Raw genomic sequence first — 13,043 nt, 5'->3', positions numbered from 1 at the left:
CGTCTTTCCTGGGGAGGAAAGGATGCCCGCCGGGTCGAGGACCTGGCGGGCATTTCCGCGCTCAGTCGGTCCGCGCGCCGAGCTGCGCCAGCCGGGCGGCATGCTCGTCCTTGCCGAAGGGGAAGCGCCGGTAGAAGAACGCCGCGATGCCGCCGAGCAGCAGGTACACGGCGCAGAAAATGAGGGTGAACCGGTCGATCACGCCCTCGGGCACCGTTCCCGGCTTGGCGCCGTCGGGGAAGCCGGAGAGACTGAGGATCAGCCCGGTGAGGAAGATGCCGAGCCCGCTCGAGCATTTCTGGACGAAGAAGAATCCGGCGAAGAACACGCCTTCGGATCGCTGGCCGGTGTCGACCTCGGAATGTTCGACGACATCGGCCAGCATCGAGGCGCCGAGCATCGTCGAGGAAACGCCGCAGGTCGCGTTGGTGGTGAAGATGGCGAACAGCAGGGGGATCAGCCACGGGCTGCCGGGCGCCGGAAATGCGCCGGCGAGCCGCAGCAGATACGGAAGCGTCAACAGCATCACCGCAGCCGCCAGGAACGTGGTCGCCGCCGCCGGCTTGCCGAAGCGCCGGGCCATCCGGGGAGCGATCAGGAAGGCGAGCACGACGCCCAGGAACAGCGTGCCGCCAAGCAGCTGGAAGGCGACATTGTCGAACCGCCAGACATGGGCGTAAAGATAGTTCGACATCGAAAAGCTGATGCCCTGCGCGGTGAAATAGCAAAGCCCGGCCGCCATCAGCACCAGGAAGGCCGGATTGCCGAGCGCCGCGAACAATTCGCCCAGGCTCTCGCGCAGCGGCTGCCGTTCGATCTCCACCTTGGGCAGGTTGCGGATCTCATGGTGAGTGCCCCGGGCCGAGGCGAGGATCGCCACCACCATCAGCAGCCCGCCGCCCAGCGCGAAGCCGGGATAGCCTGCCCGATCGAACTGGCCGTTCGGCTGGCCCGGGCCTTCGGCCAGGAACCAGGCATAGGAGAGCACGAGCATTGCCATCCCTCCGCCCCAGCCGAACAGGAAGCGATAGGCCATGATCCGGGTCCGCTCCTCATAATCGGCGGAGAGTTCGGGGCTCAGCGCCTGCGACGGCACCTCGAAAGCGGAAATCGCAGTGCGTACCAGCACCGCGGTGACGAACAGCCAGCCGAGCAGCGCCGTATGCGACCAGGTCGGCGGGTTCCACAGCAGCAGCCAGCCGATGCCGATCGGCAGTGCCGAGGCATACATCCAGGGATGCCGCCGCCCCCAGCGGCCGCGCGTCCGATCCGAAAGGAAACCGATCAGCGGGTCGATGAACGCGTCGAGCAGCAGCGCACACATGATGACGAAACCCACCTGCGCGGCGGGCAGCCCGATCACCTGGTTGTAGAACAGCAGCAGGAAGGTGACGAAGCAGAAGTCCTTCACGCCATAGGCGACCGCCCCAAAGCCATAGGCGAGCATCGTCGGCGTCGCCACCCGTCGCCTCGGCGGAACGGGTGCAGGTGCGGCGGCGGTGCGACCGGCCATGGCATTCTTCTCCTCTGCGCCCCCTGCCCGTCCGATACAGACTGGCTCCCCACCGGGCAAACGAAACCATTTGGAAGATCCAGTATGGTTGCAGACGCAGGAACTTACGGTATGAGGGCTGGTGGTTTGAATAGAGAGGATGCCATGGCGCTCGAACCGGAGCTCTTCGACGCACTGCTCCACACCGTTCGCCGGTTCGTATCGGAGCGGCTTCGCCCGCTGGAGGCGGAGGTCGAGGCGGCCGATGCCGTGCCCGAATCGATAGTCGAGGAAATGAAAGCGCTCGGCCTGTTCGGCCTCTCTATCAGCGAGGAATATGGCGGCCTGGGCCTCACCATGGCGGAAGAGTGTCGCGTAGCAATGGAGATGGGGCGCACCACACCCGCCTTCCGCTCGGCCTTCGGCACGAATGTAGGCATTGGTAGCCAGGGGCTGGTGATCGCTGGCACGCCAGAACAAAAGGCTGCCTGGTTGCCGCGCATCGCTCGCGGCGAAATCATCACCAGCTTCGCCCTTACCGAGCCAGACGTGGGATCGGACTCCGCTTCGGTGAAGACCCGGGCAGATCGCAACGGCGATGCCTATCGGCTGCGCGGCACCAAGCGCTACATCACCAATGCCGATAAAGCCCAGCTGTTCACGGTGATGGCACGCACCGGCAGCGAAGCGGGCGGACGCGGAGTCTCGGCCTTTCTCGTGCCGCGCGACCTGCCCGGCGTGTCAATCGGCGAGCCCGAGAAGAAGATGGGCCAGAAGGGAGCGCGCGTTGCCGACGTGATCTTCGACGATGTGCTTGTGCCTGCGGAGAACCGGCTTGGGGCGGAGGGCGAAGGCTTCCATATCGCAATGCAGGTGCTCGACCGGGGGCGGCTCCATATCGCTGCCGTCTGCGTCGGCGTGGCCGAGCGACTGATCGCCGACTGCGTGGCCTATGCCAGCCAGCGCCGGCAGTTCGGCAAGGCAATCGCCGAGCACCAGCTGATCCAGGCGATGCTGGCGGATTCGAAAACGGAATCGCTGGCCGCGCGTGCGCTGGTACTGGAAACTGCCGCCGCCAAGGATGCGCTGGATCAGCGGACTGCCCGGGAGGCATACCGCCCCGCACATGGGGCAAGCACTACGATGGAGGCGGCGGCAGCAAAGTATTTCGCCAGCGAAATGGTGGGCCGCGTCGCCGACCGCGCCGTCCAGATCTTTGGCGGCGCAGGCTACATCGCCGATTATGGGATCGAGCGACTGTACCGCGATGTCCGGCTGTTCCGCATCTACGAAGGCACCAGCCAGATCCAGCAGCTGATCATCGCCCGCGAGATGCTGAAGCGGGGTGGGTAACAACGCCCCTCCTCCACGAGGAAGAGGGTTCGGAGAGGGAGTTTGGCATGAACGTATCTTCGCTGTTTCGCCTAGACGGCCGCGTAGCGCTGGTAACCGGCGGCTCGCGGGGCATCGGCCGAATGATCGCCGAGGGCTTCGTCGCCTCGGGCGCAAAGGTCTACGTGTCGTCGCGCCGGGCGGATGCCTGCGAAGCAACCGCAGCAGCGCTCGGGCCGAACTGCGTGCCCCTGCCGCATGATGTTTCGACCGTCGACGGCTGCCGCGCGCTTGCCGCCGATCTGGCCGCCCGGGAGCAGCAGCTCGACATCCTCGTCAACAATGCCGGTGCCGCCTGGGGCGAACCGTTCGAGAGCTTCCCCGAGAAGGGCTGGGACAAGGTCATGGACCTAAACGTCAAGTCACCCTTCTTCCTAACCCAGGCGCTGCATGGCCTGCTCAAGGCCAGCGGCACGCGCGAGCGCCCGGCCAAGGTGATAAACATCACCTCGATCGACGGACAGCGGCTCAATGCCTGGGAAACCTATAGCTATCAGGCCTCCAAGGCGGCGCTGATCCACCTTACCCGGCGCATGGCGGCGCGACTGGTGCGCGATCAGATCCACGTCACCTCGATCGCCCCCGGCGCCTTCCCCAGCGACATGAACAAGGCCGCACGCGACCATGGCGGCACCGTCGCCCAGGCGATCCCCGCCAAGAGGATCGGCGTGGCCGAGGACATGGCCGGCGCGGCGATCTACCTCGCCAGTCGGGCGGGCGACTATCTGGTGGGCGAAACCGTCACGGTCGATGGTGGTCTGGTCAATGCCGCGCTGGGGGCGAGCATCGACGGCTGATCCGCCGATGCTCGCCTTGTCGTCAGCGCGCGATGTCGCCCGCGGCGAGCACCGCCAGCGTCACCAGTTCGCTGGCGGTGGAAGTCATCGGTGCGATCTGCACCGATTGCTCCATGCCGATCAGCATCGGCCCAATGGTGGAATCGCCGCCCAGTTCGCGCAGCAGCTTGGCCGAAATGTTGGCCGATTGCAGACCCGGCATGATCAGGATGTTCGCCGGACCGGACAGGCGCGCGAACGGATAATTAGCAAGCAGCTTCGGGTTCAGCGCCACATCCGGCGCCATGTCGCCCTCATATTCGAAGGTCACGCCGCGCGCGTCGAGTACCTTCACCGCGTCACGGATATTGTCGACCCACTTGCCTTCGGGATTGCCGAAGGTGGAGTAGCTGAGCAGCGCCACGCGCGGTTCGTGGCCCATTCGGCGGGCGACCTGCACAGTGCGCTCGGCGATATCTGCCAGTTCCTCGCCGCTCGGGCGTTCGTTCACCGTGGTATCGGCAATGAACACCGTGTGCGACTGGCCAACCAGAACATGGATGCCGAAGGGCGTGCGACCGTCGACCGGATCGATCACGCGACGCACCTGGCGCATCGTCTCGGCATAGGTGCGAGTGACGCCGGTAATCATCGCATCGGCATGGCCCAGGCGAAGCAGCAAGGTGCCGAAGATGTTGCGGTCGCGGTTGACCATGCGCTCGCAATCGCGGCGCAGATAGCCACGGCGCTGGAGCCGCGTGTACAGCGTCTCCACCATTTCCTCGACCAGCGGCGAGTTGACGCTGTTGTGCAGTTCGAAATGATCCGGGTTGGCGCCGAGCTCGCGCAGGCGATCGTGCACCGACTCGCGGCCCACCAGCACCGGCGTGCCATAGCCGCCCTCCTGGAAGGCGATAGCCGCGCGCAGCACCACTTCTTCCTCGCCCTCGGCGAAGATAACGCGCTTTGGCCGAGCGCGGGCGCCCTCATAGGCCATGCTGAGCACCGACGTGGTCGGGTTCATCCGCGCGCGCAGTTGCTGGCGATATGCCGTCATGTCGATGATCGGGCGGGTCGCCACGCCCGAATCCATCGCCGCCTGGGCGACGGCGGCGGGAATGATCTCGATGAGGCGCGGATCGAACGGCGTCGGAATAATATAGTCGGGGCCGAAGCTGTGCGACGTGCCATAGGCGGTCGCCACTTCCTCGGGCACCTGCTGACGGGCGAGTTCGGCCAGCGCGCGCGCGGCGGCGACCTTCATAGCATCGTTGATCCCCGTCGCACGCACGTCGAGGGCGCCGCGGAAGATGAACGGGAAGCAGAGTACGTTGTTGACCTGGTTCGGATAATCCGAACGGCCGGTGGCGATGATCACGTCCGGGCGGACGCGCTTGGCCTCGGGCGGGGTGATCTCGGGATCCGGGTTGGCCATTGCAAAGATGATTGGCTTCGGTGCCATCTTTGCGAGCAGCTCGGCCGGCAGCGCGTTCGCGGCGGAAAGGCCAAGGAACACGTCCGCGCCCTCCAAAGCTTCTGCCAGCGTGCGTCGGTCGGTTTTGGCGGCATGAGCCGACTGCCACTGGTTGACGCCTTCACGGCCCTGATAGATCACGCCGGTGCGGTCGCACATCAGCAGGTTGTCCTGCGGCAGACCCATCGCCTTGATCAGTTCGGTGCAGGCGATCGCGGCGGCGCCGGCACCGTTGACGACGATTTTGGTCGTCTTGAGGTCACGGCCGGTGAGATACAGCGCATTGATGATGCCAGCGGCGGCGATAATCGCGGTGCCGTGCTGGTCGTCATGGAACACGGGGATGTTCATTCGCTCGCGCAGCGTCTGCTCGATCACGAAGCATTCAGGGGACTTGATGTCCTCCAGGTTGATTCCGCCGAAGCTCGGCTCCATCAGTTCCACCGCGTCGATGAAGCGATCGACATCCTCCGTCTTCAGCTCGAGATCGATCGAGTCGACGTCGGCGAAGCGCTTGAACAGCACCGCCTTGCCTTCCATCACCGGCTTGGACGCCAGCGCGCCGAGATTGCCGAGGCCCAGGATCGCGGTGCCGTTGGAGATGACCGCGACGAGGTTGCCCTTGGCGGTATAGTCATAGGCGGTTGCCGGATTTTCGGAGATGGCCAGCACCGGCACCGCGACGCCCGGTGAATAGGCAAGCGCCAGATCTCGCTGGGTTGCCATCGGCTTGGATGCGACGATCTCGATCTTACCGGGCCGGCCTTCGGCGTGGTAGCGAAGTGCTTCGCGATCGGAAAACTGGACGTTGCTCTCTTCGGCCATCCGTTCGGCTCCTAATTTCTCGGACTGTTTCCGCCCCTAAAGCAGCCCGAAGCAGCGATTGCAAACCGCAGAAGGCGTTTTCCGCGCATTCCCCTACGTCGCTTTAATATGATGAATTGCGTAGAGAGCGCTGTCGTTTGACTGCCAGACCGGCACCAGTCGCGGGTCACGCGGACCGGGCGGCAGCGGCACGTCGATCAGCCAGAGATAGTCGACCTGATCGAGCGGCAGGCGCGGCAAGGTTTCTGCTATCCCGTGGCGGCTGCGCGCTTCAAACGGGATGGCAGGATCCACGCAGGGCGGCACGGTCACCATCTGGGACGGGTCCTGCCAATAGCCTCGAGGGCGATAGCGAACCTGCAACAGATGGACGGCGCCATTGGTCCAATGTGCATTAACCCAGGCCTGGCGGAACAACGTAGCGAGGTTGGCGAGATGCTCGGTGCGGCCCCGGCGCCATCGATCACCTTTGCAGGGCATCAGGCTGAGATTGAGTACCCGCGAACCTGGCCGGACATGCTCCAGCGCCGCAAGCTCGCGATGATACTCCCGCGCGTAGTCCGCAAAGCTTACCGTAGTAACGGAGAAGCGCAGCACCAGCAGCGTCCATCCAAGTATCGATACCCATCGACGGCGCGTTGGAGTTACTGAACGCCAGTCCTGAAGACCGAGGGCGAGCAGTGGAACGAACGGGACCAATCGTCCATCAATGCGTGTCGCACCGCTCAGGATGCTGGGGGCCGCAAAAAAGAGCAGTAATGTGCCCAGCACCAGCGCCCGATTGCCGGCACGCAACCGTGCGCCCCAAAAGCGCCCCGTCAGAAACACGAGCAGCGCGGCTCCCACCGTGCCGATGTCAAGCAACTGACTCTGGTCCTGCAATGCGGTTGCGATGGCGTCGAGCTTATCGAGGAAATCCCACCGGGTAGACCCACCGGCGCGGGGAGCAAAGGCCAGCGGCACCAAGCCGGCCGCCAGCGGCCACAGCGGCAGAACGGATCGCCACGGCCGCCTTCCCTCGCAGTGCGTGACAATTGCCACACCGGTGATCCACGCTGCCATCAAAGCAGCCGCGACGGCATGGCCGACAACCATCGCAGGCGTGAGGAAGATAAATAGCACCGCGCGCAGGCGGGGTCTGGTCTCAAGCGCCGACCAGGCGACAAGAGCCCAAAGCGCGACCGCGGCGACCAGAAAGAAATTCAGGAAGCCGTATAGGAACCACAAATTGTACACGAACAGCAGCGCCCATGGGAGCGCACTTGCTCCGTTCGCGTTGCGCTGCCTCACCAAGGCGAGTACGCCGCCGGTTATCACGACGGGAACTGCCGCGCAGAGAAGCCAGACCGCCGGCACAAGCCCCATCAGCGGAGCAAGCGGCACTACCAGCAGATCAGCGGCAAGGTTTGGCGCAACTACCCAACGGAAGGTGAAGTACCGCAGCAGTGGACTGGCCGGCGGCGCGAGTTCCACGGCATAGCGGCCAATATGGCCCGGCACGTCGACCAACGGCGGTATGCGGACGAACAGGAAGGGCAGCGCAGATACGAGCGCAATCGCCACGATCCAGCGCCACCGCAGGACGCGGGGCATCTGCGAGGATGGAAAGCTCTGCATGGCGCGCGCCTTATCCCCAGTTTCCACCAGCGTCACCCCATGGCGGCGGTTGTGCCGCCCCCCGTGCTTCCGGTAGCGAGACGCGATGTCTTCCGCCGCCCCTACTCCGATGATGGCCCAGTATCTCGCGCTCAAGGAAGAGGCGGGGGATTGCCTGCTGTTCTACCGCATGGGCGACTTTTTCGAATTGTTCTTCGAGGATGCGAAGGTCGCCAGTTCGGTGCTCGATATTGCACTCACCGCGCGCGGTGAACATGACGGCGAGAAGATCCCGATGTGCGGCGTGCCGGTGCACGCGATGGAAGCTTATCTCGCGCGGCTGATCAAGGCGGGTCACCGGGTCGCCATCGCCAATCAGACCGAAACGCCCGAAGAAGCGAGGAAGCGTGCTGGCTCCAAGGCGCTGGTGGCCCGCGCGATCATCCGCGTCGTTACCGCGGGGACCTTGACTGAGGAAGCCCTGCTCGACAGCCGCTCCGCCAATTGGTGCGCGGCGGTAGGGGAGGCTGGGGGTGGCGTTGCGATTGCGTGCGCCGATATCTCGACGGGCCGCTTCGAACTGATCGAGACCGAGGCAGCGCGGCTTGACGCCGAGCTCGCCCGGCTGAACCCCGCCGAGACGATCGCCGGCGATGCTACCGAATTCCCCGAACTCGCGACCGCACTTCGGCCGAGGATCGATTTCGACAGCGCCGGCGGCGAGGCTCGGCTGAAGCGGCTGTTCGGCGTCGCCACGCTCGACGGCTTCGGCCAGTTCTCGCGCGCAGGGCTCGCGGCGGCGGGCGGGCTGGTCGCTTATCTCGAGCACACGGCCAAGGGATCGCTACCCTTCCTCCGACCGCCCCGCGTCAGCCGCGCCGAGGCAACCATGGCGATCGACGCGGCGACACGCGAGAGCCTGGAGCTGACCGTCAGCACCTCTGGGACGCGCAAGGGCAGCCTGCTCGACGCCGTGGACCGCACCGTCACCGGCGCCGGCGCCCGGCTGCTCGGCACCGATATTGCCGCGCCCTTGATGGACAGGGCGACGATCGACGCTCGGCTCGACCTTGTCCAGTATCTCCACGACGATTCCGGCCTACGGGAAAGCGTTCGCGCGACCTTGCGCGCCCTGCCCGATCTCGGTCGCGCGCTTGGTCGGCTTGCTGCGGGGCGCGGTTCGCCGAGAGATCTAGGCCAGCTCCGCGACGGCCTCGACGGCGCTTGGCGACTCGGCGAACGGCTCGGTGCGATCGCCGATGCCCCGCTGCTGCTTCGGGAGTTGGTGCCCCAGCTCCGCGGACATGGGGCGCTGATTGATCTGCTCAACCGTGCGCTGGTGCCCGAGCCCCCGGTCGACGCTTCGCACGGCGGCTATGTCGCCGAGGGCTATGATGCCGCGCTGGACGATCTTCGCGACGCCGGCGCGGGCGGTCGACGGGCGATCGCTGCGCTGGAAGGCACCTTTCGGGCTAGGACCGGCATCTCGGCGCTCAAGATCCGGCACAACGGCGTGCTCGGCTACCATATCGAGGTGCCTGCGCGGTCTGCCGATGCGCTGATGAAGCCGGACAGCGGCTTTACCCATCGGCAGACTCTTGCCGGCGTCGTCCGTTTCAATGCGCCCGAGTTGCACGACGTCGCCGTCAAGGTAACGCAGGCCGGCGCTCATGCCCTCGCCGCCGAAGCAGCGCATCTCGAAGACCTGACGGGCCAGGCGCTCGCCCGCCGCGAAGCGATTGCCGCGACAGCCGATGCGTTGGCGCGTATCGACGTTACGGCAGGGCTGGCCGAACGCGCTGCCGAAGGCGGCTGGACCCGTCCGGCGCTGGTGGATCATAGCTGCTTCGATGTGGAGGGCGGGCGCCATCCCGTCGTCGAAGCGGCCGTGGCCCGCGCGGGCGGCCGGTTCGTGGCGAACGACTGCCAATTGTCGGAAAGCTCGCGACTGTGGCTTGTGACCGGCCCAAATATGGGCGGTAAGTCCACCTTCCTCCGTCAGAATGCGCTGATCGCCGTGTTAGCCCAGGCCGGTAGCTATGTCCCGGCAGCTAAAGCGACACTCGGCTTGGTCGACCGACTGTTCAGCCGCGTCGGCGCGTCGGACAATCTCGCGCGCGGTCGCTCCACCTTCATGGTGGAGATGGTCGAAACCGCGGCGATCCTGGCCCAGGCGACGCCACGCAGCTTCGTGATCCTGGACGAAGTCGGCCGCGGGACCTCCACATATGACGGTTTGGCAATCGCCTGGGCAGTAGTGGAAGCGATCCACGAGGAAAACCGCTGCCGCTGCCTCTTCGCGACGCATTACCACGAACTCACTCGGCTGGCGGAGCGCTGCGATGCCTTGACCCTGCACCATGTGCGTGCCCGCGAATGGAAGGGCGATCTCGTCCTGCTGCACGAAGTGGCGGAGGGGCCGGCCGATCGCAGCTATGGTATCGCCGTCGCTCGGCTCGCCGGCATGTCTCCGGCGACGGTAAAGCGGGCCAAGGCGGTGCTGGACAAGCTGGAAGCAGGCCGAGCCAAGACCGGGGGGCTAGCAGCCGGCCTTGACGATCTGCCGCTCTTCGCAGCGGCGGCTCAGGCTAAGGCCGAGACGGTGGATGCCGTGCGCGCCGAACTGGACGGGCTCGACGTCGACTCGCTCAGCCCACGCGACGCGTTGGAGGCGCTGTATCGGCTAAAGGCGCTCGCCCGCGAGGGATAGCCGCGGCTCAGGCCGCTTCGCGCGCTCGATGGGCTTCGAGAAAGGCCACCGCATCTGGCGCGTTGAGTGGGCGGGAGAAGAGGTAGCCTTGGAATTCGTTGCAGCCGGACGCGCGCAGGAACAGCTGCTGCATCTCGTCTTCCACCCCTTCCGCGGTTACCCCAATGCCCAGCGACTGTCCGATGCCGAGCACTGCCTGGATGATCGCCCGTGCATCCTGCGAGCTGCCTAGATCGCGCACGAAACTCTGGTCGATCTTCACCCGGTCTATGGCCAGCTTGTGCAGATGCGACAGGCTGGAATAGCCGGTGCCGAAATCGTCGAGCACCAGCTGCACGCCCGCACTGCGCAGGCGTGAAAGACGCGCTTGCACCAATGCGTCCATCGCCAGCATCGCACTTTCGGTGACTTCCAGCTGCAATTGCGCCGGGTTCATGCCGTGTCGCGCCAAGATCGTCAAAACACGGGTGTCGATCTCCGGGCTCCGCAGCTGAATCGGCGAAAGGTTCACCGCGAGCGCGATGTTCGGGAATTTGGCCATCATCGCCGCCGCGCGATCGAGCACCCATTCGCCCAGCGGGACGATCAAACCGCTCGTTTCAGCGATCGGAATGAAACTGGCAGGGGGGATCGTTCCCCGCTGTGGATGATTCCAGCGCACGAGCGCTTCCACGCAGACGACCCTTTGGCCGCTCGCATCGATCACCGGCTGATAGTGGACGTCAAGCTGGTTCCCCGCCGCTAGCGCCGCGCGAAGATCCGCTTCCATGGTGCGGCGGGCCTGTACCTCGGCAGCCAATGCACAATCGAACAACCGAAATTCGTTGGCAGGCTGCTGCTTGGCTTCGTACAATGCGAACTCGGCACGGCGGTGCAGTTCCGCCGCCCCCACGCCCGGCTCGGCCCAAGCGCATCCGACCGATAGGCCAAGCGTCACTGCGCCCGCCGGGCTTGCAAATGGCGTCTCGGACAGCGTCAGCAGCCGGTGGCACGCCGCTTCGGCCGCCGCGACGCCCTGGCAGTCGTCGATCAGCAGTGCGAATGTGTCCCCGCCGGTGCGGGCAACTCGGTCCGACTCGCGGGCCACGCCCGCGAGTCGGTTGGCGAAAGCCTGCAGAAGAGCATCGCCGACGCTATCGCCGAAAGCGTCGTTGATGTCCTTGAATTGATGAAGGTCGATCAGTAGCAACGCGGGATGCGCTGAAGGCTGCGTAGCCAGCATCGCGTCCACCTGCTCGTTCAGCGCAGTGCGGTTGGGCAGCCCGGTAAGCGGATCGTGATAGGCGAGATGGCGGACGCGTGCTTCGGCCTCGCGCAAGGTGGTGACGTCGGTGAGGATCGTCAGCACCAGCAACTCGCCGTGAAGATCGATCAAACGGCGACGCGTAACGACGTACCGATACCGTCCGTCCTGTCCCCGCACAATTTCCTCGGTTTCGAGATCCTCACCGGTCGCGAAGACCTGCGCGTGCTCGGCGAGGAAGCGTTGCACCTGATGAGGCGGGAGATAGGCGTCAAGCGGCGTGGAGATCCAATAGTTGCGGTCATTGCCGCACAGCGCGCAAAACGCCGCGTTGACTTCGACCACGCGGTCCGCGCGGTCGATGAGCAGGACCGGCGAAGGCAGTGCTTCCAGCATGGTGCGGAGACAGGTGTCGCGCACCACGCTCGCGTCTCCCTGACCTGTATGCCCCATGCGGTGCTCCGCTCCGACGTTCCCTGGAGCGTGCATCTCTGCCTTCCCGACTCGGCCTCAGCCAAGTTGGGGCAAGTCCATATCGGAAGCGTAAGGATTTCCTAACCAACCAAAATGGCGGAAAGGATGTGGCTAAAAATGAAAGAGGCCGCCGGGCCCCACTCCTGGGTACCCGGCGACCCCCGACATGGTCAGCGGCCGGAGAGCTCCAGCCCGGGAGACCATGCGGACCGCTTTGCTTGCAGCTGCCGGCGTTGGTTGGAGGAGGATACCTCCCGCACGACACCACGGACGGAGGACTTCCGTCCGCGCGACAAGCTCAGCGGCGCGTCTCCCGAACGAACTGAACCGACCTCACTGCTGAACCATGAGACATCGGATCACCTCCTTTCGCTTGTTGAAGAGCCTGTGCCTCTCGACACACTTGACATGTAGGATGACCCTGAGTCGCAGAACAAGTCTTGTAAAAGATTTTTATCGGTGCGATTCTGGGGGTCTGGGCCAAACTGGCGAGCCACATCGTCCTATTGGCGGCAATCCTCCACCACGCGCAGGATTTCCGGCCAGGCCGGTATCACCAACACCGGCAGCCCCCCGCCTTCGATCACGAACCGTCCGCGGCTGAAGCCGATCGCATCGAGGACACTGTCGTTCGCCGGGAAGTGGAGGGCTAACATGCCGGCCATATTCGGGTCCGGGGCGGCAGGAATGACACGGACGGCGCTGGTGGTGCGCAGCGTGAGGGTCGCGGGCGCGGTGCCGGTTCGGGAGAGCGTCACGCGGCGTGCCGGTCGGTCGCAGCGCAGGATGGCAACGGGAGTTATCCCCGCGATACCATAGGTTGCGCTGCCGCCCGAGAAAGCGGCCCGGTAGCGCCAGTCGCCGGGGGTGAGCGGCCAGTCGCGCCAATCTGCGGCCGGCGCCGGGGTGGGAGACGGCGTCGGAGTGGGCACGATAACGGGTCGCGGCGCGGGTGCGGGCGGCGGTGTCGAAGGCGCCGGCACGCAACCGGCAATCGCAAGGATGCCGGCACCGGCGAGCAGGGAAAGCAAACGCATGCGCGGCTTATGGGCGAGTGTGAG

The 13,043-nt window shown here is 65.3% G+C and carries 8 protein-coding genes; 3 read left to right on the top strand and 5 right to left on the bottom strand.

All coding sequences use genetic code 11. The annotated features are described in order from the left end of the window. Positions 1-61 precede the first annotated feature (61 nt). Positions 62-1,513, bottom strand: a complete 1,452-nt coding sequence (locus tag B215_RS0100625; protein WP_026008801.1) for an MFS transporter — start codon at positions 1,511-1,513, stop codon at positions 62-64. A 144-nt stretch (positions 1,514-1,657) separates the two neighbouring features. On the opposite strand from B215_RS0100625, the gene B215_RS0100620 reads away from it, so the two are divergent. Both B215_RS0100620 and B215_RS0100615 read left to right on the top strand, forming a co-directional pair. Then, positions 1,658-2,845 (top strand): acyl-CoA dehydrogenase family protein, encoded by a 1,188-nt coding sequence (locus B215_RS0100620; RefSeq protein ID WP_019367688.1) that lies wholly within the window; start codon positions 1,658-1,660, stop codon positions 2,843-2,845. 47 nt (positions 2,846-2,892) lie between these two features. After that, complete coding sequence (locus B215_RS0100615; RefSeq protein ID WP_019367687.1) at positions 2,893-3,681, top strand: SDR family oxidoreductase; 789 nt, start codon at positions 2,893-2,895, stop codon at positions 3,679-3,681. Between the two features lie 22 nt (positions 3,682-3,703). Here B215_RS0100615 and B215_RS0100610 read toward each other — a convergent pair whose 3' ends face one another. Both B215_RS0100610 and B215_RS0100605 read right to left on the bottom strand, forming a co-directional pair. Then, entirely contained in the window at positions 3,704-5,959 is a 2,256-nt protein-coding gene (locus tag B215_RS0100610; RefSeq protein WP_019367686.1) for an NADP-dependent malic enzyme, read from the bottom strand. A gap of 93 nt (positions 5,960-6,052) precedes the next feature. Further along, complete coding sequence (locus tag B215_RS0100605; RefSeq protein ID WP_152997954.1) at positions 6,053-7,576, bottom strand: hypothetical protein; 1,524 nt, start codon at positions 7,574-7,576, stop codon at positions 6,053-6,055. Positions 7,577-7,685: 109 nt separating this feature from the next. Here B215_RS0100605 and mutS point away from each other — a divergent pair, with 109 nt between their 5' ends. Next, the gene (mutS, locus tag B215_RS0100600; RefSeq protein WP_019367684.1) at positions 7,686-10,265 is read left to right on the top strand and encodes a DNA mismatch repair protein MutS; all 2,580 of its coding nucleotides are present in this window, start codon (positions 7,686-7,688) and stop codon (positions 10,263-10,265) included. Between the two features lie 7 nt (positions 10,266-10,272). On the opposite strand, the gene B215_RS0100595 is transcribed toward mutS, so the two are convergent. Both B215_RS0100595 and B215_RS0100590 read right to left on the bottom strand, forming a co-directional pair. Beyond that, a complete protein-coding gene (locus B215_RS0100595; protein ID WP_152997955.1) occupies positions 10,273-11,961 on the bottom strand; it encodes a putative bifunctional diguanylate cyclase/phosphodiesterase in 1,689 nt (562 codons plus the stop codon). Positions 11,962-12,485: 524 nt separating this feature from the next. Continuing rightward, complete coding sequence (locus B215_RS0100590; RefSeq protein WP_019367682.1) at positions 12,486-13,019, bottom strand: hypothetical protein; 534 nt, start codon at positions 13,017-13,019, stop codon at positions 12,486-12,488. Positions 13,020-13,043: the final 24 nt, after the last annotated feature.

The organism is Sphingomonas sp. ATCC 31555 (assembly GCF_000282895.1).
In the GTDB taxonomy this organism is placed as follows: domain Bacteria; phylum Pseudomonadota; class Alphaproteobacteria; order Sphingomonadales; family Sphingomonadaceae; genus Sphingomonas.
The sequence above is the reverse complement of the archived record's forward strand: the minus strand, read 5'-3'. Positions and strand labels throughout refer to the sequence as shown.

Coding starts and splice junctions, on each gene's coding strand:
- B215_RS0100625 (WP_026008801.1), bottom strand. CDS start 1,513: ATGGCCGGTCGCACCGCCGCCGCACCTGCACCCGTTCCGCCGAGGCGA.
- mutS (WP_019367684.1), top strand. CDS start 7,686: ATGATGGCCCAGTATCTCGCGCTCAAGGAAGAGGCGGGGGATTGCCTG.
- B215_RS0100595 (WP_152997955.1), bottom strand. CDS start 11,961: ATGGGGCATACAGGTCAGGGAGACGCGAGCGTGGTGCGCGACACCTGT.
- B215_RS0100610 (WP_019367686.1), bottom strand. CDS start 5,959: ATGGCCGAAGAGAGCAACGTCCAGTTTTCCGATCGCGAAGCACTTCGC.
- B215_RS0100620 (WP_019367688.1), top strand. CDS start 1,658: ATGGCGCTCGAACCGGAGCTCTTCGACGCACTGCTCCACACCGTTCGC.
- B215_RS0100605 (WP_152997954.1), bottom strand. CDS start 7,576: ATGCAGAGCTTTCCATCCTCGCAGATGCCCCGCGTCCTGCGGTGGCGC.
- B215_RS0100615 (WP_019367687.1), top strand. CDS start 2,893: ATGAACGTATCTTCGCTGTTTCGCCTAGACGGCCGCGTAGCGCTGGTA.
- B215_RS0100590 (WP_019367682.1), bottom strand. CDS start 13,019: ATGCGTTTGCTTTCCCTGCTCGCCGGTGCCGGCATCCTTGCGATTGCC.